The sequence below is a fragment of the Micromonospora sp. CPCC 205561 genome, from assembly GCF_036906775.1.
Taxonomy (GTDB): domain Bacteria; phylum Actinomycetota; class Actinomycetes; order Mycobacteriales; family Micromonosporaceae; genus Micromonospora.
This window is the reverse complement of the sequence record NZ_JBAKHV010000059.1, coordinates 1-19,632: the sequence shown is the minus strand read 5'-3', so window position 1 is coordinate 19,632 and position 19,632 is coordinate 1. Positions and strand designations below refer to the sequence as shown.

Here is a 19,632-nt window from a genome sequence, read left to right as displayed (position 1 = left end):
CGCGACCATGTCCACCACCACCCTCGCCGCCCCCACCGTGACGGAGCGGCGGCGGGCCGGACGAAGCCCGGGCGGCCACGCGGTCAGCCGTCCGGGCTTCGCGTGGGCCCTCCCCGCGACCCTCTTCTTCGGCCTCTTCGCCATCGTCCCGCTGGTCCTCGTGGTCGTGCTCAGCTTCACCAGCTGGGCGGGGCTCGGCTCGCCGGAGTACGTCGGGCTGGACAACTGGCGCCGGCTCGCCAGTGACCCCGTCATGCTCGACAGCCTCTGGCTGAGCGTCCTGCTCACCTGCCTCGGCGTGCTGGTGCAGACGCCGCTGAGCCTGCTGATCGGGGTGTGGGCGGCCGGGCGGCAGCGCAACCGCGCCGTGCTCTCCGCCATCTTCTTCCTGCCGCTGCTGCTGTCGGCGACCGCCGTCTCGGTGCTCTGGCGCGCGCTGCTCGACCCGAACTTCGGGGTGCCCGGGCAGGCCGGCTGGCTGTTCGGCGACGGCAACCTCTTCGGCAGCCGCACCGGCGCCATCGCGGTCCTGGTCTTCGTCAGCAGCTGGCAGTTCATCCCGTTCCACTCGCTGATCTACCAGGGCGCGGCCCGCGCCGTGCCGGGCGTGCTCTACCAGGCCGCCGAGGTCGACGGGGCCGGCCGGTGGGGGCAGTTCCGACACGTCACCCTGCCGCAGCTGCGCAACGCCATGGTCACCTCGGTCGTCCTGATGGTCGTCGGCGGACTGACCACCTTCGACACGGTGCTGATCCTCACCCAGGGCGGCCCGGGCACCGACACCACCATCACCGCCTACTACATGTACGAGCAGGCGTTCCGCAGCTTCGACTTCGGCGCCGGGGCGGCCATCGCCCTGCTCCTCGTCGTCGTCGCCACGGTCATCTCGCTGATCGTGGTCCGGGCCTCCGGCTACGACAAGATGCGCAGCACGATGGAGGGCCTGTGACGCGGCACCGTCCGAACTGGCTCGCGGGGCTCGGCGCCCTGCTCTGGCTGCTCCTGGTGGGCCTGCCGATCTACGTGATGGTGGCGATCACCGTGCAGACCCGCGAGGGGTACGGCCGCAACGGCCCGCTCGCCCCGCCCGACACCTTCACGCTGGAGAACTACACCGGCGCCTTCGACGAGGGCTTCGGCCGGTACCTGCTCAACACCCTGGCGGTGACCGCGAGCGTGGTGGCCATCGTGCTGCTGCTCGTGCCGCCGCTGGCGTACGCCATCGTGCGCAGCCGCAGTCGGCTCACCTCGCAGGTCTTCCGGCTGTTCCTGCTGGGCCTGGCCATCCCGGCGCAGGCGGTCATCGTGCCGATCTTCTACCTGATCAGCCAGGCCGGGCTCTACGACAACCTGGTCGGCGTCATCCTGCCCACCGCCGCGTTCTCGCTGCCGGTGTGCGCGCTGATTCTCAGCGGTGTCATGCGGGACATCACCTCGGATCTCTACGAGGCGATGGCTATCGACGGCGCCAACCCGGCGCGGGTGTTCCTGCAACTGGTGCTGCCGCTGTCGCGCGGCGGGATCGCCACGATCGCGGTCTTCTCCGCCTTGCAGGCGTGGAACGGCTTCCTGTTCCCGCTGATCCTGACCCAGTCCGACTCCACCAAGGTGATCACCCTCGGCCTCTACGACTTCCAGACCCAGTACGGGATCAACATTCCCGGTCTGCTGGCCGCGGTCGTGCTGTCGATGGTGCCCGTCCTGCTCGTCTATCTTTTCGCCCGGCGGGCCCTCGTGCAGGGGCTGATGGGCGTCGGAGGAAAGTGACCGACAACGTGACCCTGGACATCGGAACCGGCACCGCGCCCTGGACCGACCCGACCCTCGACGTCGCGACGCGGGTGGACGCCCTGGTCGCCGAGATGACCCTGCCCGAGAAGGTGGCACAGCTCTACGGCGTCTGGGTGGGCGCCGCCGCCGACGGGGGCGAGGTGGCGCCGTACCAGCACGAGATGGAGGAGCCGGTCGACCTGGACACCCTGCTCGACTCCGGGCTGGGGCAGCTGACCCGCCCGTTCGGCACCGCGCCGGTCGACCCCGCGCTCGGCGCGCTGTCGCTGCTGCGGACCCAGCAACGCATCATGGCGGCGAACCGGTTCGGCATCCCGGCCATGGCGCACGAGGAGTGCCTGGCCGGCTTCGCCGCCTGGGGCGCCACCGCGTACCCGGTGCCGCTGTCCTGGGGCGCCACCTTCGACCCGGAGCTGATCGGCCGGATGGCCGCCGCCATCGGCGCCGACCTGCGCCGCGTCGGTGTGCACCAGGGGCTGGCCCCGGTGCTCGACGTGGTGCGCGACGCGCGCTGGGGACGGGTCGAGGAGACCATCGGCGAGGATCCCTACCTCGTCGGCACGATCGCCACCGCGTACGTGCGGGGGCTGGAGTCCACCGGCGTGGTGGCCACCCTCAAGCACTTCGTCGGCTACTCGGCCTCCCGCGGCGGGCGCAACCTCGCGCCCGTGCCGATGGGCCCCCGCGAGCGGGCCGACGTGATGCTCCCGCCGTTCGAGATGGCGGTACGCGACGGCGGCGCGCGCTCGGTGATGCACGCCTACACCGACACGGACGGGGTGCCGTCGGCCGCCGACGAGCAGCTGCTGACCGGCCTGCTCCGCGACACCTGGGGCTTCGCCGGCACCGTGGTGGCCGACTACTTCGGCATCGCCTTCCTGCGTACCCTGCACGGGGTGGCCGGCAGCTGGGCGGAGGCGGCCGGGACGGCCCTCGCCGCCGGCGTGGACGTCGAGCTGCCCACGGTGAAGACGTTCGGCGAGCCGCTGCGCGAGGCGCTCGCGGCGGGCGCGGTACCGGAGGCGCTCGTCGACCGGGCCGTCCGCCGGGTGCTGACGCAGAAGGCCCAGCTCGGTCTCCTCGACGCCGACTGGAACCCGGTGCCGGCCGCGCTGGCCGGGGCGGACCTGACCGACCCGGACGCGGTGCGCGGCACCCTCGACCTGGACCCGCCGGCCAACCGGGCGCTGGCCCGCGAGGTCGCCGAGCGGTCCGTGGTGCTGTTGTCCAACGGCGGCGTCCTGCCGCTGTCCCGACCGATGCGGATCGCGCTGGTCGGTCCCCAGGCGGAGAGCCCCACCGCGGTGCTGGGCTGCTACTCGTTCCCCGCCCACGTCGGCCCCCGCCACCCCGAGGTGCCCGTCGGCATCGAGCTGCCCACCCTGGCGGCGGCGCTGCGCGCCGAGTTCGCGGACAGCGTCGTGGTCACCGTGCCCGGCGTCTCCGTCGACGGCGACGACACCGACGGGGTGGCGGCGGCGGTGGAGGCGGCGCGGGACGCGGACGTGGTGGTCGCCGCCCTCGGCGACCGCGCGGGCCTGTTCGGCCGGGGCACCAGCGGCGAGGGCTGCGACGCCGAGTCGCTGGCCCTGCCCGGGGCGCAGCAGTACCTGCTCGACGCGCTGCTGGACACGGCGACGCCGGTGGTGGTGACGCTGCTCGCCGGGCGCCCGTACGCCCTGGGTCGGGCGGTGTCCGAGGCCGCGGCGGTCGTGCAGTCGTTCTTCCCCGGCGAGGAGGGCACCCCGGCGATCGCCGGCGTGCTCAGCGGCCGGGTGCAGCCGCAGGGGCGGCTGCCGGTGAGCGTGCCCCGGACGCCGGGCGGCCAGCCGAGCACCTACCTCTCGGCCCGGCTGGGGCAGGCCAGCGACGTCTCCAACGTCGACCCGACCCCGGCGTACGGCTTCGGGCACGGCCTCGGCTACACCACCTTCGACTGGTCCGGGCTGGTCGTCGACGAGCCGGTGGCGGCCACCGACGGGGAGCTGCGGCTGCACTTCACGCTGCGCAACACCGGCACCCGGTGGGGCAGCGAGGTGGTGCAGGTCTACGCCCACGACCCGGTGGCCTCCGTGGTCCAGCCGGTGCAGCGGCTGATCGGCTACCTGCGGGTGCCGCTGGGGGCGGGCGCGGCCTGCCGGATCGACCTGGCCGTGCCGGGCGACCTCTTCTCGTTCACCGGGCGCGACGGGCGGCGCGTGGTCGAGCCGGGCGAGCTGGAGCTGCGCCTCGCCGCGTCCAGCACCGACCACCGGCTGGTGGCGGCGGTCGCGCTGCGCGGCCCCGCCCGGCACGTCGACCACACCCGGCGGCTGCACCCCCGCTTCGCCATCACCCCGTCGGCCGGGTGAGCGGTGGCGGCCCGGCGCTACGACGGCCACGAGTCGGCGCCGCGCTTCCCGCGCGTACGCCTGTCGCCGGAGCGGGCGCCCGACGGCCCCGTGGGCTGGTAGACAGGGGGCGTGGCCAGGCCAGTCCGGATCCACCGGCGAGCCCCGGGCGGCGGGGCCGCCCGTGGGCGGGCCGTCGCGCGGGGCGTCGCGGCGGCCGTGGTGATCGCGGCCCTCGCGCCCGGCTGCACCCGGTCCGGGCCGTCGCCACCGCCCGCCCCGTCGTCGCCCGCCTCCGCGGCGTCGCCGTCCGTCCCGGCGTCGCCGTCCGCGCCGGCGGCCACCCCGCGCGGGCCGGGCCTCGTCGTCCTCACCGACGTCGACCCGCGCATCCGCACCGACATCCGCTACGCCGGCGCGCACAACTTCGTCGGCCGGCCGGTCGCCGGCTACTCCGAACCGCTCTGCCTGCTCACCCGCCGGGCCGCCGAGGCGCTGCGCCGGGTGCAGGACGCCGCCCTGGCCCGTGGGCGCAGCCTGAAGGTGTACGACTGCTACCGCCCGCAGCGGGCCGCGGACGACTTCGTCGCCTGGGCCGGGCAACCCGCCGAGCAGCGGATGAAGGCCGAGTTCTATCCCCGGGTGGCGAAGTCCGAGCTGTTCGACGAGGGGTACGTCGGCGCCCCCACCGCGCACAGCCGGGGCAGCACGCTCGACCTGACCCTGGTCGACGTGCCGACCCCCGGCCAGCCCCCGTACGTGCCGGGCCAGCCGCTGGTCCCCTGCACCGCCGCGCGCGGGCAGCGGTTCGCGGACAACGGCGTCGACATGGGCACCGGCTTCGACTGCTTCGACCCGCTCGCGCACACCGACTCGCCCCGCGTCACGGGGGCGGCGCGGGAGAACCGGCGGCTGCTGCGGCAGCTGATGAGCGACGGCGGCTTCGTCAACTACGACCGCGAGTGGTGGCACTACCGCTACCGCGACGAGCCCTGGCCGGACACCTACTTCGACCTGCCGGTGGCCCGCTCCTCGGCCGAGCCCGCGGGCGGCTGAGCGTCGGCGGCGCAGCCCGCCGGGGCCGCCGGGCGCGGGCCGGTGACCCCTCGGCGGGCGGGAGGCGCCGCGCCACGGCCCGCCGACGTCCGGCATGATCGTTGTCGCGGCGGGTTCAACCGCGCGGGCGGGTGACGCCGGACGACGACCGCGCCGGCACGTCAGGGAGGGGAAGTCATGGCCACCGAACGGATCGGGCCGCCCGTCACCGGGGACGAGCGTGAGATGCTGCGCGCCTTCCTCGACTACCACCGGGCGACCCTCGCGATGAAGTGCGACGGGCTCTCGGACGAGGAGCTGCGCCGGCGGTCGATGCCCCCGTCCACGCTGTCGCTGCTCGGCCTGGTCCGGCACATGGCGGAGGTGGAGCGGGCGTGGTTCCGCCGGACCATCGACGGCGAGGACGTCCCGCTGGTCTGGTCGGACTCCGGCGACTTCCAGGTGGCGTACGACGCGGGCGGCGCCACCCGCGCCGAGGCGTTCGACGCCTGGCAGCGCGAGGTCGCCCACGCCCGCCGCATCGAGCGCGCGGCCGGCTCGCTCGACGTGACCGGCCGGCACGCCAGGACCGGCGAGGAGGTGTCCCTGCGGCTGGTGATGCTGCACCTGATCCACGAGTACGCCCGCCACAACGGCCACGCCGACCTGCTGCGCGAGGGCATCGACGGCACCGTCGGCGCCTGACCCCGGCCCGGCCGCCCGGCGCGGCGACGCTCAGCCGTCGGCCGCGCGCAGCGGCAGCCAGGCCAGCACGTCGCGGATCTTCGCGTCCCAGTACGCCCAGTCGTGCGTGCCGGGGGAGAAGTCCACGGTGAGCGGGACGCCCCGCTCGCGGGCCGCCGCCACGAAGGTCAGGTTGTCCTCGTACAGGAAGTCCTCGGTGCCGCAGGCGACGTAGAGCGCGGGCGGGTCGCCGCCCGCCGCCTCGCCGAGCAGCGCGACGGTGTCGTCGTCGGTGCCCGCGACGGCGCGCTCGCCAAAGGCGGTGTGCCAGACGCGCGGGTCCAGCGGCGCGGTCGGGTGGTCGCGGCGGGTCGCCACGTCGAGCGCGCCCGACAGGCTCGCCGCCGCCGCGAACCGGCCCGGGTCGCGCAGCGCCCACTTCACCGCGCCGTAGCCGCCCATCGACAGCCCGGCGACGAAGGTGTCCTCGCGGCGGGCGGAGAGCCGGAAGAAGTCGTGGCACACCCGCGGCAGCTCGGCGCTGAGGAAGGTCCAGTACCGGTTGCCGTGCTCCTCGTCGGTGTAGAAGCTGCGCCCCACCTGGGGCATCACCACGGCGAGCCCGAGTGGCGCCACGTACCGCTCGATCGAGGTACGGCGCAGCCAGATCGTGTCGTCGTCGGAGAGACCGTGCAGCAGGTAGAGCACGGGCGGGTCGCCCGCCGCCGCGCTGCCGGTCAGGCCGATCTGAGACGAGGTCCGCTGCGGCAGGATCACCGTCATCGAGGTGCCCATGCCGAGAGCATCGGAGTGGAAGTCGCAACGCATCAGGGCCACGGCCGTCGACCGTAGCGCATCCTCACGTCCAGTACAGGACCCGGCAGGCCGGCAGCCGGGCCGCGAGCTCGCGGTCGAACCAGGAGCGCAGCTCGGCCATGGTGTCGCGCGGGTAGACGTACTTGACCGCGCCGAATTTGCCGTACTTGCGGCTGCGGGTGGACTCGTCCATCTCCAGGCGCGTACGCGGGTACCAGCCGAGCAGCACCTCCTTGCTGCCCGGGGTGAACCGGTGGGTGATCAGCTCGGCGGTCAGGTCGAGCCCGGGCACCCCGTCGACGGCGCCGGCCACCGCGTCCAGCAGTTCGCCGTAGTGCTCGCGCCAGCCGGGCAACGGCATGATCGGCGCGACGGTCAGCCCCACGGGGTAGCCGTCGAGGGCGAGCCGGCGCAGCGCCCCGAGCCGGTCCGGCACCGTGGCCGTGCCGCCCTCCAGCCGTTCGCTGACCGGGCGGCAGTTGACGCTGAACCGGACCCGGGTGCGCCCGGCGTGCGGTAGCCCCACGAACGTGTCGACGTCGGCGTACTTGGTGGTCCAGCGCAGCTGCACCGGGGCGTCCCAGCCGGCGAAGTGCTGCACGGCCCGCCGCCAGCTGCCGGTGAGGTGCTCCAGGGCCAGCGGGTCGGTGTAGCAGGACGCCTCGAAGGTGGTGCCCTCGGCGGCCCGCCCGGCGCTGCGGCTGGTCACGGTGCCCCGCCCGGCGTACTCCGCCAGCCCGACGAGGATGTCGTCCAGGTCGGCGTAGACCCGCGTCACCGGCGGGCCGGAGAGCGAGCCGGCGAGGTAGCAGTACTGGCAGTGGGCCGGGCAGCCCTCGGCCAGGTCGAAGCGCCAGTCCGCGCTGGGCGCGATGGGTTGCAGCCTGCGGCGCGAGGGCGGGCTGACCACGATCGCCATGGTGGCCTTCGCCCGGGCGTACGTCTCCCGCTCGGTCTCGCCGCGGACGCCGGTGAGCCGGTTGGCGCGCAGCCGTTCCACCTCGATGCCCAGGGTCTCGACCCGGTCGGCGATCCGCCGGCCGTGCGGGTGGTCGAGCGCCGCCGGGGTGGCGACCACGCGGCGCGGCGTCCAGCGCCGCGCCGGCCGCGCCGCCGGCGCCAGCCCGGCCAGGTCGCGGGTGGGCACGCGTTCGCCGCTGGCGTCGTGCGGCGCGGGCGGTACGTCGACGGCCAGCGGCTCGTCGACGTCCACCGGTTCGGCCTCCGGCCTCATCCGGCGCGGTTACCCGCTGCGCCCGGCGGCAACCCCGCATCCTCCGTCGCTCGCTCAGCCCGGTGTCGACCTCGCCGGGCCGGTCGCGGCCCGCAGCCGGGCGTCGAGCGCGTCGAGGTCGGGGACGAACCACACGTGGCCGGAGCGGTTCGACTCGTGCACCAGGGCCCGCAGGGCCGCGCTGGAATCGAGGTGCCGGGAGATGTCGCCGACGACGACCAGCCGCAGCCGGTAGTTGACGAACTTCTGCATGATCTCGCCGGCGAAGCGGGTGCCGAGGGAGAAGAAGGACGGGTCGAGCCGGCTCGCGGGCACGGCGACCACCGTCGCACCGAGGAAGGCCGCGCCGATCAGGTCGAGGGCGTCCTGCTCGGTGGTGACCGGCGGACCGTCCGGATCGCAGACCAGCACCTGCGCCCCGACCCGCTCCTGGATCACGTCAGGCATCGTCGGTCTCCCCGGTGAGCAGGCTGTTGTCGCCGTCGAGCACGGCGCCGAGCAGGTGCAGCAGCTCGGCGGTGGCCGAGGCGCCGCCGAGTATCACGATCTTCATGCGGTTCCGCTCCTGGTCGTGGACGGTCTGGACGCGCAGCGGGTGCGACGGGCGGACGCCGGTGTTCGCGGCGGCCAGGACGAGCGTGCCCAGCCGGTCGGCGGCGGCCCGGTCGACGCCGTCGATCTGCACGATGCTCGACACCTCCGCCGCCGCGCCCCGGGCGGGCCGGGCCGGCGCGTCCCGCCCTGTCAGCGCGTCGAGGTCGGCGCGGGCGATGCGGTACTGCTTGCCGATCCGTACCGCCCGCAGCCGGCCGCCGCGGATGTAGCCGCGCACGGTACGCACGTGCAGGCCCAGCCGCTCCGCCACCTGTTCGACCGACAACATATCATCATTCATCGCACCCCAAACTACCCTGTGAAGGGGGCGATTGGGAGTGCTGGCCCGGTCGGCGAGAGTGTCCCGGGCCACAGCTCGGGTGTCCGGACGCGACGCGAACCAACTCCGGACCGCCGCCCGCGCGGATCGTCGGCGCGGCGCCGGATATCCGTTGCGGTGACTGTCCGGCCCGCCTACCGTGATCGACACAAGGTCAACCGAACGCCCCGGGGGAGTACGCCGTGTCGCAGCGCGCCCGCACCGACGCCACCTGGCTCGCGCCATGTGGCGGTGCCGCGCTGCCCACGGGGGAGCGGAACCCGGCCCGGCGCCGCCGCGAACGGGGACGGCAGCCGGGGTGGCGGCGCGACTAGCGCCAGCGCCGACCCGGCCGCCCACCCCACCAGGAGTCGGGCGGCTTTTTCGTGCCCCCGGACGACCGCGGCCCGCCCGACGGCGCGCCGGGCGCGGCGGCACTCCCACCGGACGGGCGGGCCCTTCCACTTCCGCCGGCACCGCGGCGACCAGCCGACGACACGAGGAGACGACGATGAGTTTCACCCCGCTCGCGGGCACCCGCGCACCGGTCCGGGTCTGGACCGACCCGTACGCCATCGAGCCGCAGGCCGCCCGGCAGCTGCGCAACATCGGCGCGCTGCCGTGGGTGCAGGGCGTCGCGGTCATGCCGGACGTGCACTTCGGCAAGGGCGCCACGGTCGGCTCGATCATCGCGATGCGGCAGGCCGTCTCCCCGGCCGCGGTCGGCGTCGACATCGGCTGCGGCATGTCCGCGGTCCGTACCTCGCTGACCGCCGCCGACCTGCCGGACGACCTCGCCGGGCTGCGCTCGGCGATCGAGGCCACGATCCCGGTCGGCTTCGCGCAGCGCGAGAAGCCGGTCGACCCGCGCCGGGTGCGGGGGCTGGAGCAGGGCGGCTGGGACGACTTCTGGCGCCGCTTCGCCGACCTCGACCGGCGGGTGGCGCAGCTGGAGACCCGGGCCCAGCGGCAGCTGGGCACGCTGGGCGGCGGGAACCACTTCATCGAGGTCTGCGTGGAGCAGGGTGGCGCCGACGAGGGACGGGTGTGGCTCATGCTGCACTCCGGCTCGCGCAACATCGGCAAGGAGTTGGCGGAGCGGCACATCTCCGTCGCCCGCCGGCTGCCGCACAACGCGGACCTGCCGGACCGGGACCTGGCGGTCTTCCTCGCCGGCACGGCGGAGATGGACGCCTACCGCCGGGACCTGTGGTGGGCGCAGGAGTACGCGCGGCGCAACCGGGCGGTCATGCTCGCCCTGCTCTGCGGGGTGGTACGTGAGCAGTTCCCGCGGGTGGGCTACGACGAGCCGATCTCCTGTCACCACAACTACGTGGCGGAGGAGAGCTACGACGGCGTGGACGTACTGGTCACCCGCAAGGGGGCGATCCGGGCCGGCCGGGGCGACCTGGGCATCATCCCCGGCTCGATGGGCACCGGGTCGTACATCGTGCGGGGCAAGGGGAACCCGGCCGCGTACTGCTCGGCGTCGCACGGGGCCGGGCGGCGGATGTCGCGGGCGCAGGCGAAGCGGACGTACAGCACCGCCGACCTGGCGGCGCAGACCGCGGGCGTGGAGTGCCGCAAGGACGCCGGGGTGGTCGACGAGATCCCCGGCGCGTACAAGGACATCACCCAGGTGATGGCGCAGCAGGAGGACCTGGTCGAGGTGGTGGCACACCTGAAGCAGGTCGTCTGCGTGAAGGGATGACCGGTGGCCGGCGCCCACGGGGGGTGGGCGCCGGCCGCCGGAAGGCTCCCGTACCACCGCTCGCCGCGGCCGCGGCGATGCCCGTAGAGTCTCGCCGTGACCGAGATCGACGCGCGGGTCGACCTGTTCCACCCGGCGGACCGGGTGTGGCAGGCATTGACGGACCTCGGGTTGCTCGCCCGGTGGTTCACCGAGACCGAGCCGATGGCGGGGGAGCGCGACCGGCTGCTGCTGTTCACGGCGGGGCTGCCCGGGTTCGACGCCGCCGTCGACGCGGCGGTGACCGCCCGGCGGGAGCCGGAGCTGGTCGCGCTGCGCTGCCTCGAGGGCGGCCGGCGCAGCCGGCTGACCTGCGAGCTGGAGCCCACCGCCGAGGGCTGCCGGCTCGTGGTGCGCGAGGTGCTGGAGCACGGCGACTGGCCCGCGGAGCAGCGGGCCCGCCGTGAGGAGTACTACCGGCAGGCGCTGACCGGGCGGCTGCCGGCGATCCTCGACTGGTTGGCGTTCCGGCAGGTCGACCTGCGGGCCGGCGCGGCCGGGGCGACCGCCGAGATGCCGGTGACCGAGGCGTTCGACGACCCGCCGGCACCGGCGGGCCGCTCCCGCTGGCCGCTGCTGCTGGCGGGGATCGCCGCCGCCGTGCTGGCCGCCGGGGCGGCGGTGTGGTTCGCGCTGCCGGCCGACCGGGAACCCGTCGCCGCACCGGACCCGTCGCCGTCGCCGTCGTCGAGCGCCACGGGCGCCCCGGCCCGTACGCCGAAGCCGACGCCCTCCGCCCGCCCGACGCGGAGCGCCACGTCCGCCACGCCCCGTCCGAGCCGCACCCCCACGGTGAGGCCCTCGCGTACGGCCGCGTCGACGGTGGCCCCGGAACCCGCGCCGAGGGCCCGCTACGAGACCGTGTCGACGGGGCTCTTCGGCTACACCGGGGAGGTGGTCGTCGACAACCCGGGCGGCGCGGCGGCGAGCGGCTGGACGGTGGTCGTGACGCTGGCCGAGGGGGGCACCGTCACCGAGGCCAGCGGGGCCGACTGGCGGCAGGAGGGGCAGACCGTGACCTTCACCGGGTCGCCCGTGCCGGCCGGCGGTTCGCGCTCGCTCACGTTCTCGGTCCGCGCCCCGCTCGCCAGGGCACCCGAGGGCTGTTCGCTGGGCGACGACCCGTGCGCGGGCCTCTGACGGCCGGATCGCGTACCCCGCGCCGGCCGGACGGCGCTGTTAGGATTGACGGCGACCGGCCGCTGGCGGTGCGGGGTCCCGGCGGCGGGTGGCGCCGGTGACGGTGCGGGTTCCCGGCCGCGGTGGCGGTGCGAAGTGCAGGACAGGGAGACCAGACATGGCGGGTGACGACGACATCTCCGGGTGACACCGGAGGTGCCCGGCGACCGGCAGGCGTTCGACCGCCGCCGTGGTCGCGGGCTGTCGTTTCCCGAAGCCCGTCCTCCCGGGCGCCTCGGCGCGCCCGCCTCACTTCAAGGGTCATCGCATGTCCGACGCGTTCGTCATCTGCTCGCGCCTCACCTTCTCCTGGCCGGACGGCACCCCGGTCTTCGCGGACCTGTCGTTCACCGTGGGCGCCGGCCGCACCGGCCTGGTCGCGCCGAACGGCGCCGGCAAGAGCACGCTGCTCAAGCTGATCGCCGGCGAGTACCGGCCGACCGGCGGCGCCGTGACCGTCGACGGCGTGCTCGGCTACCTGCCGCAGAGCCTTCCGCTCTCCGGCGACCTGACGGTGGCCGAGGTGATGGGAGTCGCCCCGGTGCTCGCGGCGTTGCGGGCCATCGAGTCCGGCGACGCCGCCGAGGAGCACTTCACCACGATCGGCAACGACTGGGACGTCGAGGAGCGCACCCGTGCCCAGCTGGACCGGCTGGGCCTCGACGACGTGGCACTCACCCGCCCCCTGCACACGCTCAGCGGCGGCCAGGCCGTCTCGCTCGGCCTGGCCGCGCAGCTGCTGAAGCAGCCCGACGTCCTGCTGCTCGACGAGCCGACGAACAACCTGGACCTCGACGCCCGACGCAAGCTGCACGCGGTGCTGGAGGACTGGAACGGCTGCCTGCTGCTGGTCAGCCACGACCGGGCGCTGCTGGACCGGATGGACCGAATCCTCGAACTCGACCGCGGCGAGGTCCGCTCCTACGGCGGGAACTTCGCCGCGTACGAGGAGTCCGTGCGCGCCGAGCGGGAGGTCGCGCAGAAGAACGTCCGCCACGCCGAGCAGGAGGTCAGGCGGGAGAAGCGGGAGATGCAGCAGGCGCGTGAGCGGGCCGAGCGTCGGGCCGGCAACGCCGCCCGCAACCTCAAGAGCGCCGGGCTGCCGAGGATCGTCGCCGGCGGGATGAAGCGGAGCGCCCAGGAGTCGGCGGGGCGCGCGAACGAGACACACGCCGCGCGGGTCAGCGACGCCCGGGCCCGGCTCGACGAGGCGGGTCGGGCCGTACGCGAGGAGCAACGGATCACGGTCGAGCTGCCCGGGACGAACGTACCGGCCGGGCGCACGGTCTTCCACGGCGAGCGGATGCAGGTCCGCTACGGCGAGCGCGACCTCTTCGCGGGTGAGGGCGTCGACCTGACCGTCCGGGGGCCCGAGCGGATCGCCCTGACCGGCCCGAACGGCGCCGGCAAGTCCACCCTGCTGCGCGTGCTCAGCGGCGACGTGGAGCCGCGGGGCGGTCGGACGAGGCGGGCCGACGGGCGGATCGCGTACCTGTCGCAGCGGCTGGACCTGCTCGACCCGGACCGTACGGTGGCCGGGAACCTGGCCGCGTACGCGCCGGCGATGCCGGCGGCGCAGCGGATGAACCTGCTCGCCCGCTTCCTGTTCCGGGGCGCCCGCGCCCACCTGCCGGTCGGGGTGCTCTCCGGCGGCGAGCGGCTGCGCGCCACGCTGGCCTGCGTGCTGTTCGCCGAACCGGCGCCGCAGCTGCTCCTGCTCGACGAGCCGACCAACAACCTGGACCTGGTCAGCGTGGGCCAGTTGGAGAGCGCCCTCAGCGCGTACGAGGGCGCGTTCGTGGCGATCAGCCACGACGAACGGTTCCTCGCCGCGATCGGGGTGGACCGCTGGCTGCGGCTGGCCGACGGGCGGCTGCTGGAGACCGCGGGCCCCGACGGCGTCGCGTCGCGGCGCTGAGCCGGGGCGTCAGCCGATGCGGTAACGGTCGCGTGGACGGCGGACACCGGCGGCGTGTGCGGGGCGAGGTTGCCGTTGTCGAGGAAGGTCCGCTGGGCGGTGTCGACCCGGGAGGTGTCCGAGCGGCCGGTTCCATCCTCGTCGGCCGGCGACGCGGTGCGGATCGTCCGGGCGCCCCGGCGGGCCGCTCGACGGGGCCCGCCGCGCTCCGCCCGCGCCGGTATGACGGTTCCGCTATGCCGCATGTCGGCGACCCTCGCCTTAGCATTCACGTACATCGATGACTGGCGGTGGCACGCCGCCGGCCGACTCAGGGAGTGCGTGTATGTTCCGACGACAACTGCTGCACGCGGCGACCGCCGCGCTGGCGGCGGTGCTGGCCGCGACCGGAATGCAGGTCGCCACCGACACGAGCGCGTCCGCCGCCGCCCGGACCGTCTACTACGACGCGAGTCGGGCCGGCGAGTTCCGCACCAACTTCGACCAGGCCGCGGCCATCTGGAACAGCCGGGTCAGCAACGTCCAGCTGGTCGCCCGCACGCCGGGCAACGTCACCATCTACGTCGACAGCGGCTGGCCGCGCGCGCAGGTCAGCGGGCTCGGCTCCGGCCGGGTCTGGATGGGCTGGACCGCCGTCAACCAGGGCTACGACCGCACCCGCATCGCCACCCACGAGATCGGCCACATCCTCGGTCTGCCCGACCGGCGTACCGGGCTCTGCTCCGACCTGATGTCCGGCAGCAGCGCGCCGGTCTCCTGCCGCAACGCGTACCCGAGCGCCGCCGAGGCGTCGCGGGTGGACCAGCTCTTCGCCGGCGGTCTCGCCGCGTCCGAGGTGCCCACCGGCACGTTCACCTGGAACGACAGCGACGACATCTCGCCGCAGGTGGTCAACGGCCGGCCGGCGAGCGAGAACTACCCGTGGATGGTGTACGTCTCCGGCTGCACCGGCACGCTGATCAAGGCCAACTGGGCGGTCACGGCGAAGCACTGCGGGACCCCCAGCTCGGTGCGGGTCGGCAGCGTCAACCGCAGCAGCGGTGGCACCGTGGTCCAGGTGGTCCGGGCGGTCAACCACCCCAGCGTCGACGTGAAGCTGCTCCAGCTCGCCAGCAGCGTCAGCTACGCCCCGGCGCCGATCCCGAGCACCTCGGGCGCGGTCGGCACCGCCACCCGGATCATCGGCTGGGGCCAGACCTGTGCCCCCCGCGGCTGCGGTAGCGCCCCGACCGTCGCGCACGAGCTCGACACCTCGATCGTCGCGGACAGCCGGTGCCTCGGCATCAACGGCCCGTACGAGATCTGCACCAACAACACCAACGGCAACGCGGGCGCCTGCTACGGCGACTCGGGCGGCCCGCAGGTGCGCCGGATCAACGGGGCCTGGGCCCTGATCGGCGCCACCAGCCGGGCCGGCAACAACAACTCCACCTGCGCCACCGGCCCGTCCATCTACGTGGACCTGCCGTCCATCCGTACCTGGATCAACACCCAGGTCGGCGGCCTGCCGGTCTGACGAACCGCCGGACGGGGGGTGCCGCACGCGGCGCCCTCCGTCCGCGCGCCCGTCGCCGGGGCGTCACCGGTGACCACCCCCGGTGCGGTACGGTGCCAGGCACATCGACCCCATCCGAGGTGAAGCATGCCCGCCGTGGCCGCGCTCGCGCTGACTCTCGCCCTCGCTCCCGCGCCCACGCCGTCGGCCTCCGGCGGGCCGGTCGGCGACCTGATCGGCGACCTCGGACAGGTCGTCGACGGCCTGCTCACCGGGGGAGGCCGGGGCAGCCCGAGCGCCTCCCCGACACCCGTCCCCTCCGGCTCGCCGGCCGCCCCCACGCGCCCGGCCGGCCCGTCGGCCGCACCGGCCGTGCCGAGCCCGGCGAGCCCGGCGAGGTCGGCGGCCGCCCCCGGTCGGGACCGTCCGGCCGCCGGCCCGGTCGAGCGGCCGGTCGAGCCGCCGGCCCCGGACGGGCAGGGCGGGGCGACCGGCGCTCCCTCATCGCTCGGTGCCCCGCCGCGCGGCGACGACGGGGCGGGACCGGACCCGTGGCTGGTCACCGGCCTGGCGCTGGGCGCCCTGGCGGTGCCGGTGCTGCTCGTGTGGAGCCGGCGGCGCAGACCCGCCGCGGGCCCGGTCGGCCCGGTCGGCCCGGCCAACCCCACACCAGATCCGGACGAGGAGCCGCTCGACGACAACGTCATCCGGCTGCCCACGAGCCTGAACGCCATCTACGAACTGGGCCGGCTGGACGAGCGACTGAGTCAGGAGCGCGACCGGCGGTCCTGAGTGTGCGCGGGCCGACCCGGGCGGGCCGCCGACCGGCGGTGTACCGGTAACCGCCCGGCGCGGCGATTTCCGGCCCACAATCCGGACGCGCATCGACACGGCGGTCCACATCGTGGATCATCTATCCCATGACCATCGGGTCCACGGACGCCCGTCCGCCCGCCGAGACCACCGACCACGACCAGGTCCCCGCCGGGGACCGGGGCAGCTGGGCGCGTTGGCGTTGGCCGCGACACGAATGGACGCTGGCGGTGCTCGGCGGGCTGCTGCTGGCGGTGGTGCTGACCTGGCCGACCATGCGACATCCGGCGAGCACGGTCCCCGGCGACATCGGCGACCCGACGTTGCAGGCGTGGCAGATGGCCTGGGGCGGGCACGCCCTGCTCAGCAACCCGTCGGGCCTCTGGCACTCGAACACGTTCTTCCCCGAGAGGTACACCTTCGCCTACAGCGACACCCTGCTGGGGTACGCCCCGGCGGGGATGCTCGGCTCGGGCTTCGAGGCCGCCCTGGTCCGGTACAACGTGCTGTACGTGCTGCTGCACGCGCTGGCCTTCGTCGGGGCGTACGCCCTGGCGCGGCAGCTCGGGGCGGGTCGGCTCGGCGGGGCGGTCGCCGGGGTCGCGTGGGCGTTCGCGCCCTGGCGGTTGGCGCACGCCGGTCACCTGAACATCCTCTCCAGCGGCGGCATCGCGCTCTGCCTGGCGATGCTGGCCCGGGGCCACGGCTGGTCGCTGCGGCACGGCTACCGCCCCGAGCGGCGGCGGCCGGGCTGGGCCCTGGCGGGATGGATCGTCGCCGCCTGGCAGGTCAGCCTGGGCTTCGGCATCGGGCTGCCGCTGGTCTACTTCCTGCTGGCCGCCGTCCTGGTCGGGGCCGGCGGCTACGGCTGGTCGTGGTGGCGGCGCGGGCAGCGGCCCGAGTTCGGCCGGCGGCTGCTCGTCGCGGACCTGGCCGGCGGGGCGGTCTTCGGCGCGGTCACGCTCCTGCTGGGCCTGGTCTACCTGCGGGTCGTCGACCTGAATCCGCAGGCCGAACGGACGCTGGCCTGGACGGAGATGTTCTCGCCGCCGGCGATCGGCTTCCTCACCGCGCCGGCCGACTCGTGGTTGTGGGGTGAGCGCCACGCCGCCGCCCGCGAGCAGCTGTCCTGGCCGCCGGAGATGGCCCTGCTGCCCGGGCTGACCGTGCTCGCCCTGGCCGTGGCGGGGCTTTTCGTCTCGGTCTACCCCGCCCGCCGCCGGGTCGTGGTGGGGCTCGGCGTGCTCGGCACGGTCCTGCTCGGCCTCGGCTCCACCCTGGGCGGCGACGGGGATCCCGGCTACCTGACGCTCTCCAAGCACCTGCCGGGCTGGGACGCGTTGCGCACGCCGGGCCGGATGATGCACTGGACCAGCCTGTTGCTGGCGCTGCTGGCGGCGGGCGCCGTGACGGTCTTCGCCACGGCGGTGCGGAGCTGGTCGGTGCGGGGCTGGCCGAGACACCTGGCGCCGGTCGCGCTGCTGGTGCCGCTGGTCCTGGTCGGGATCGAGGGGGTCAACCGGACGGCGCACCCCGTGGTGCCGCCCCCGCCGGCCGCCATGCGCACGGCCACCGAGCCGATGCTGGTGCTGCCCGCCGGCGGCGTGGGTGACCTCGTCTTCATGCTCTGGACCACCGACGGGTTCCCCCGCGTGACGAACGGGCTGGCCGGGTTCGAACCCGTCACCCAGGCACAGACCAAGGCCGCGACGGCGGCCTTCCCCGATGCCGGCAGCGTCGCCTACCTGCGGGGGATCGGTGTGCGGTCCGTGGTGGCCCTGCCGGGCTGGACCACCGGGACGCCGTGGGAGGGCATCGCGGCCCGACCGGTCGAAGGGCTCGGCATCACCCGGGAGGAGATCGATGGTGTGCTGGTCTACCACCTGTGACGGAACGGCCGGGCGCCGTCGCGGCGCCCGTCGGGCGGGGTGAGGCGGAGGTGCGCCTGTCGTTGGTGGTGCCCTGCTTCAACGAGGAGGCGTCGGTCGAGCGGCTGCACGCCGCGGTGACGGCCACGACCGCCGAGCTGTGCGACGTCGACGTCGAGGTGGTCTACGTCGACGACGGCAGCTCCGACGGCACCCTCGTGGCGCTGCGCCGGCTCGCCGCCGCGGACCCGTCGGTGCGGTACACGTCGCTGAGCCGCAACTTCGGCAAGGAGGCGGCGATGCTGGCGGGCCTGGAACGGGCCACCGGGGACGCGGTTGTCATCATGGACGCCGACCTGCAACACCCGCCGCGGCTGCTGCCCGACATGGTGGCGCTCTACCGGCAGGGTTTCGACCAGGTGATCGCCCGCCGGGACCGCCGTGGTGACCGGTTCCTGCGGATGCTGGCCACCCGCTCGTTCTACCGGGTGGTGAACTGGTGGATCGACGTGCGGCTGCTGGACGGGGCGGGCGACTTCCGGCTGCTGTCCCGGCTCGCCGTCGACGCGGTCCTGGCCATGCCGGAGTACAACCGCTTCTCCAAGGGACTCTTCTCCTGGATCGGCTTCCGGACGGTGGTGGTCGCGCACCGCAACGAGACCCGGCAGGCGGGGCAGAGCAGGTGGACCTTCGGCAAGCTCTTCAACTACGCGTTCGACGGGTTGCTGTCGTTCAACAACCGGCCGCTGCGGCTGGCCATCTACGCCGGCCTGTTCCTCACCCTCATCGCGGTGGTCTACATGGCCTGGGTGGTCGCCGACGCCGTCAACCGGGGGATCGACGTCCCCGGCTACACCACGATCATCGTCAGCGTGATCGGGCTCGGGGGCATCCAGATGACCATCCTGGGCGTCATCGGCGAGTACATCGGCCGGATCTACTACGAGACCAAGCGCCGGCCGCACTACCTGGTCCAGGAGACCGAGGACCTGGTCACGGAGACGGGGGAGGCGCCCCGGGTGCCGGACCAGCCGGCGGTGCGGTCGGCCGGGGGGACCCGGCAGGGCGTACCGGCCCGCGAGGACCTCTCCCGGCACCGCTCGCTGCGCCGCGCCGCCGGTGAGTCCGTGGCGGATGCGGCCCGGCAACGGGCGGTCGACGAGGAGGTCCCCGTCGACCGCGGCTGACCGCGCCGGGGGCACCCGCGGCGGGACGATCGTTCCCGGCTGGTCGCCGCGCCGTCAGGCGGTGGGCGACAGGCGGCGTTCGATGGTGACGGTGGTGCCCTCGGCGGTCGAGACCATCCGTACGTCACCGTAGGCGTTCATCAGCGTGGCGCCGCGCCCCCGGTCCATGGCCGGCCGGCGGTCCCGCCAGGTGCCGAAGTCCCGCACGGAGATCCGTACGGTGCCCTCGGCGACCCGCAGCCGCACCCGCACCTCGGGCCGCGTCGGGCGCTGCGCGTGCTCGACGGCGTTGTTGACCGCCTCGGAGGCGGCCAGCAGCAGATCCTCGACGGTGTCCGGATCGACGTCGAGGGCCTCCAGCGAGGCGCGCACGTCACGCCGCATCGCGGCGGCCGAGGTGGGCCGGGACGGGTACGTCCACCCCGTCTCCAACGCGGTGGGTTGCGCGGAAGCCGGGCGGTCGCCGCCGTCGTACGCCCGGTCGGCCTCCCCGCCGGCGGAGGGGCCCGACGCGGCCTCCGCGACGGACGCCACGCCCGGGGCGTCGCCCGCCGGGTCCACCGGCGCCCCGCCGGCGCCGGGGACCGCGCCGGCGGTCGCGTCGCAGCGGCCGCCCGCG

The 19,632-nt window shown here is 74.7% G+C and carries 17 protein-coding genes and 1 pseudogene; 13 read left to right on the top strand and 5 right to left on the bottom strand.

Annotated elements, in window-relative coordinates; all coding sequences use genetic code 11:
* Nucleotides 1–7: 7 nt before the first annotated feature.
* From V6V16_RS23775 to V6V16_RS23755, 5 genes are all read left to right on the top strand, one after another.
* On the top strand, nt 8–949 hold the full coding sequence (locus V6V16_RS23775; protein WP_334565407.1) for a carbohydrate ABC transporter permease: 942 nt from the start codon (nt 8–10) through the stop codon (nt 947–949).
* A complete protein-coding gene (locus tag V6V16_RS23770; protein ID WP_334565405.1) occupies nt 946–1,767 on the top strand; it encodes a carbohydrate ABC transporter permease in 822 nt (273 codons plus the stop codon). The genes V6V16_RS23775 and V6V16_RS23770 overlap by 4 nt, the downstream gene beginning before the upstream one ends.
* Complete coding sequence (locus V6V16_RS23765; protein ID WP_334565403.1) at nt 1,764–4,142, top strand: beta-glucosidase family protein; 2,379 nt, start codon at nt 1,764–1,766, stop codon at nt 4,140–4,142. Before V6V16_RS23770 ends, V6V16_RS23765 begins: the two co-directional genes overlap by 4 nt.
* Before the next feature lie 198 nt (nt 4,143–4,340).
* Nucleotides 4,341–5,177 carry a M15 family metallopeptidase gene (locus tag V6V16_RS23760; RefSeq protein WP_442934144.1) on the top strand — a complete coding sequence of 279 codons (837 nt, stop codon included), beginning with the start codon at nt 4,341–4,343 and terminating at the stop codon, nt 5,175–5,177.
* A gap of 177 nt (nt 5,178–5,354) precedes the next feature.
* Nucleotides 5,355–5,861 carry a DinB family protein gene (locus V6V16_RS23755; RefSeq protein WP_334565399.1) on the top strand — a complete coding sequence of 169 codons (507 nt, stop codon included), beginning with the start codon at nt 5,355–5,357 and terminating at the stop codon, nt 5,859–5,861.
* Between the two features lie 30 nt (nt 5,862–5,891).
* Here the strand turns inward: V6V16_RS23755 and V6V16_RS23750 are convergent, their stop codons facing one another.
* The 4 genes from V6V16_RS23750 to V6V16_RS23735 are packed head-to-tail and all read right to left on the bottom strand — an operon-like array spanning nt 5,892 to nt 8,785.
* Nucleotides 5,892–6,677, bottom strand: a complete 786-nt coding sequence (locus V6V16_RS23750) for an alpha/beta hydrolase (RefSeq protein ID WP_334565397.1) — start codon at nt 6,675–6,677, stop codon at nt 5,892–5,894.
* Nucleotides 6,678–6,699: 22 nt separating this feature from the next.
* Nucleotides 6,700–7,890 (bottom strand): spore photoproduct lyase family protein, encoded by a 1,191-nt coding sequence (locus V6V16_RS23745; protein ID WP_334565395.1) that lies wholly within the window; start codon nt 7,888–7,890, stop codon nt 6,700–6,702.
* Nucleotides 7,891–7,944: 54 nt separating this feature from the next.
* Nucleotides 7,945–8,337, bottom strand: coding sequence for a DUF4180 domain-containing protein (locus V6V16_RS23740; protein WP_334565393.1), 393 nt, complete (start codon nt 8,335–8,337; stop codon nt 7,945–7,947).
* Complete coding sequence (locus V6V16_RS23735) at nt 8,330–8,785, bottom strand: helix-turn-helix domain-containing protein (RefSeq protein ID WP_334565391.1); 456 nt, start codon at nt 8,783–8,785, stop codon at nt 8,330–8,332. Before V6V16_RS23735 ends, V6V16_RS23740 begins: the two co-directional genes overlap by 8 nt.
* Nucleotides 8,786–9,314: 529 nt before the next feature.
* Here V6V16_RS23735 and V6V16_RS23730 point away from each other — a divergent pair.
* From V6V16_RS23730 to V6V16_RS23700, 8 genes and pseudogenes are all read left to right on the top strand, one after another.
* Nucleotides 9,315–10,514 (top strand): RtcB family protein, encoded by a 1,200-nt coding sequence (locus V6V16_RS23730; RefSeq protein ID WP_334565389.1) that lies wholly within the window; start codon nt 9,315–9,317, stop codon nt 10,512–10,514.
* 96 nt (nt 10,515–10,610) lie between these two features.
* Nucleotides 10,611–11,693, top strand: coding sequence for an SRPBCC family protein (locus V6V16_RS23725; protein WP_334565388.1), 1,083 nt, complete (start codon nt 10,611–10,613; stop codon nt 11,691–11,693).
* A gap of 307 nt (nt 11,694–12,000) precedes the next feature.
* Nucleotides 12,001–13,650, top strand: coding sequence for a ribosomal protection-like ABC-F family protein (gene abc-f / locus V6V16_RS23720; RefSeq protein ID WP_334565387.1), 1,650 nt, complete (start codon nt 12,001–12,003; stop codon nt 13,648–13,650).
* 280 nt (nt 13,651–13,930) lie between these two features.
* Nucleotides 13,931–14,410 (top strand): annotated as a pseudogene (locus tag V6V16_RS27945) (snapalysin family zinc-dependent metalloprotease); the annotation flags it as partial.
* Between the two features lie 36 nt (nt 14,411–14,446).
* On the top strand, nt 14,447–15,166 hold the full coding sequence (locus V6V16_RS27940; RefSeq protein ID WP_442934143.1) for a S1 family peptidase: 720 nt from the start codon (nt 14,447–14,449) through the stop codon (nt 15,164–15,166).
* Nucleotides 15,167–15,292: 126 nt separating this feature from the next.
* A complete protein-coding gene (locus V6V16_RS23710; RefSeq protein ID WP_334565384.1) occupies nt 15,293–15,937 on the top strand; it encodes a hypothetical protein in 645 nt (214 codons plus the stop codon).
* A gap of 128 nt (nt 15,938–16,065) precedes the next feature.
* A complete protein-coding gene (locus V6V16_RS23705; RefSeq protein ID WP_334565382.1) occupies nt 16,066–17,847 on the top strand; it encodes a hypothetical protein in 1,782 nt (593 codons plus the stop codon).
* 50 nt (nt 17,848–17,897) lie between these two features.
* Nucleotides 17,898–19,013: a glycosyltransferase family 2 protein gene (locus tag V6V16_RS23700; protein WP_334565434.1), complete on the top strand. Its 1,116-nt coding sequence runs from the start codon at nt 17,898–17,900 to the stop codon at nt 19,011–19,013.
* 54 nt (nt 19,014–19,067) lie between these two features.
* Here V6V16_RS23700 and V6V16_RS23695 read toward each other — a convergent pair.
* Nucleotides 19,068–19,632: ATP-binding protein (locus V6V16_RS23695; RefSeq protein ID WP_334565381.1), on the bottom strand; the 565-nt coding region annotated here is incomplete at its 5' end.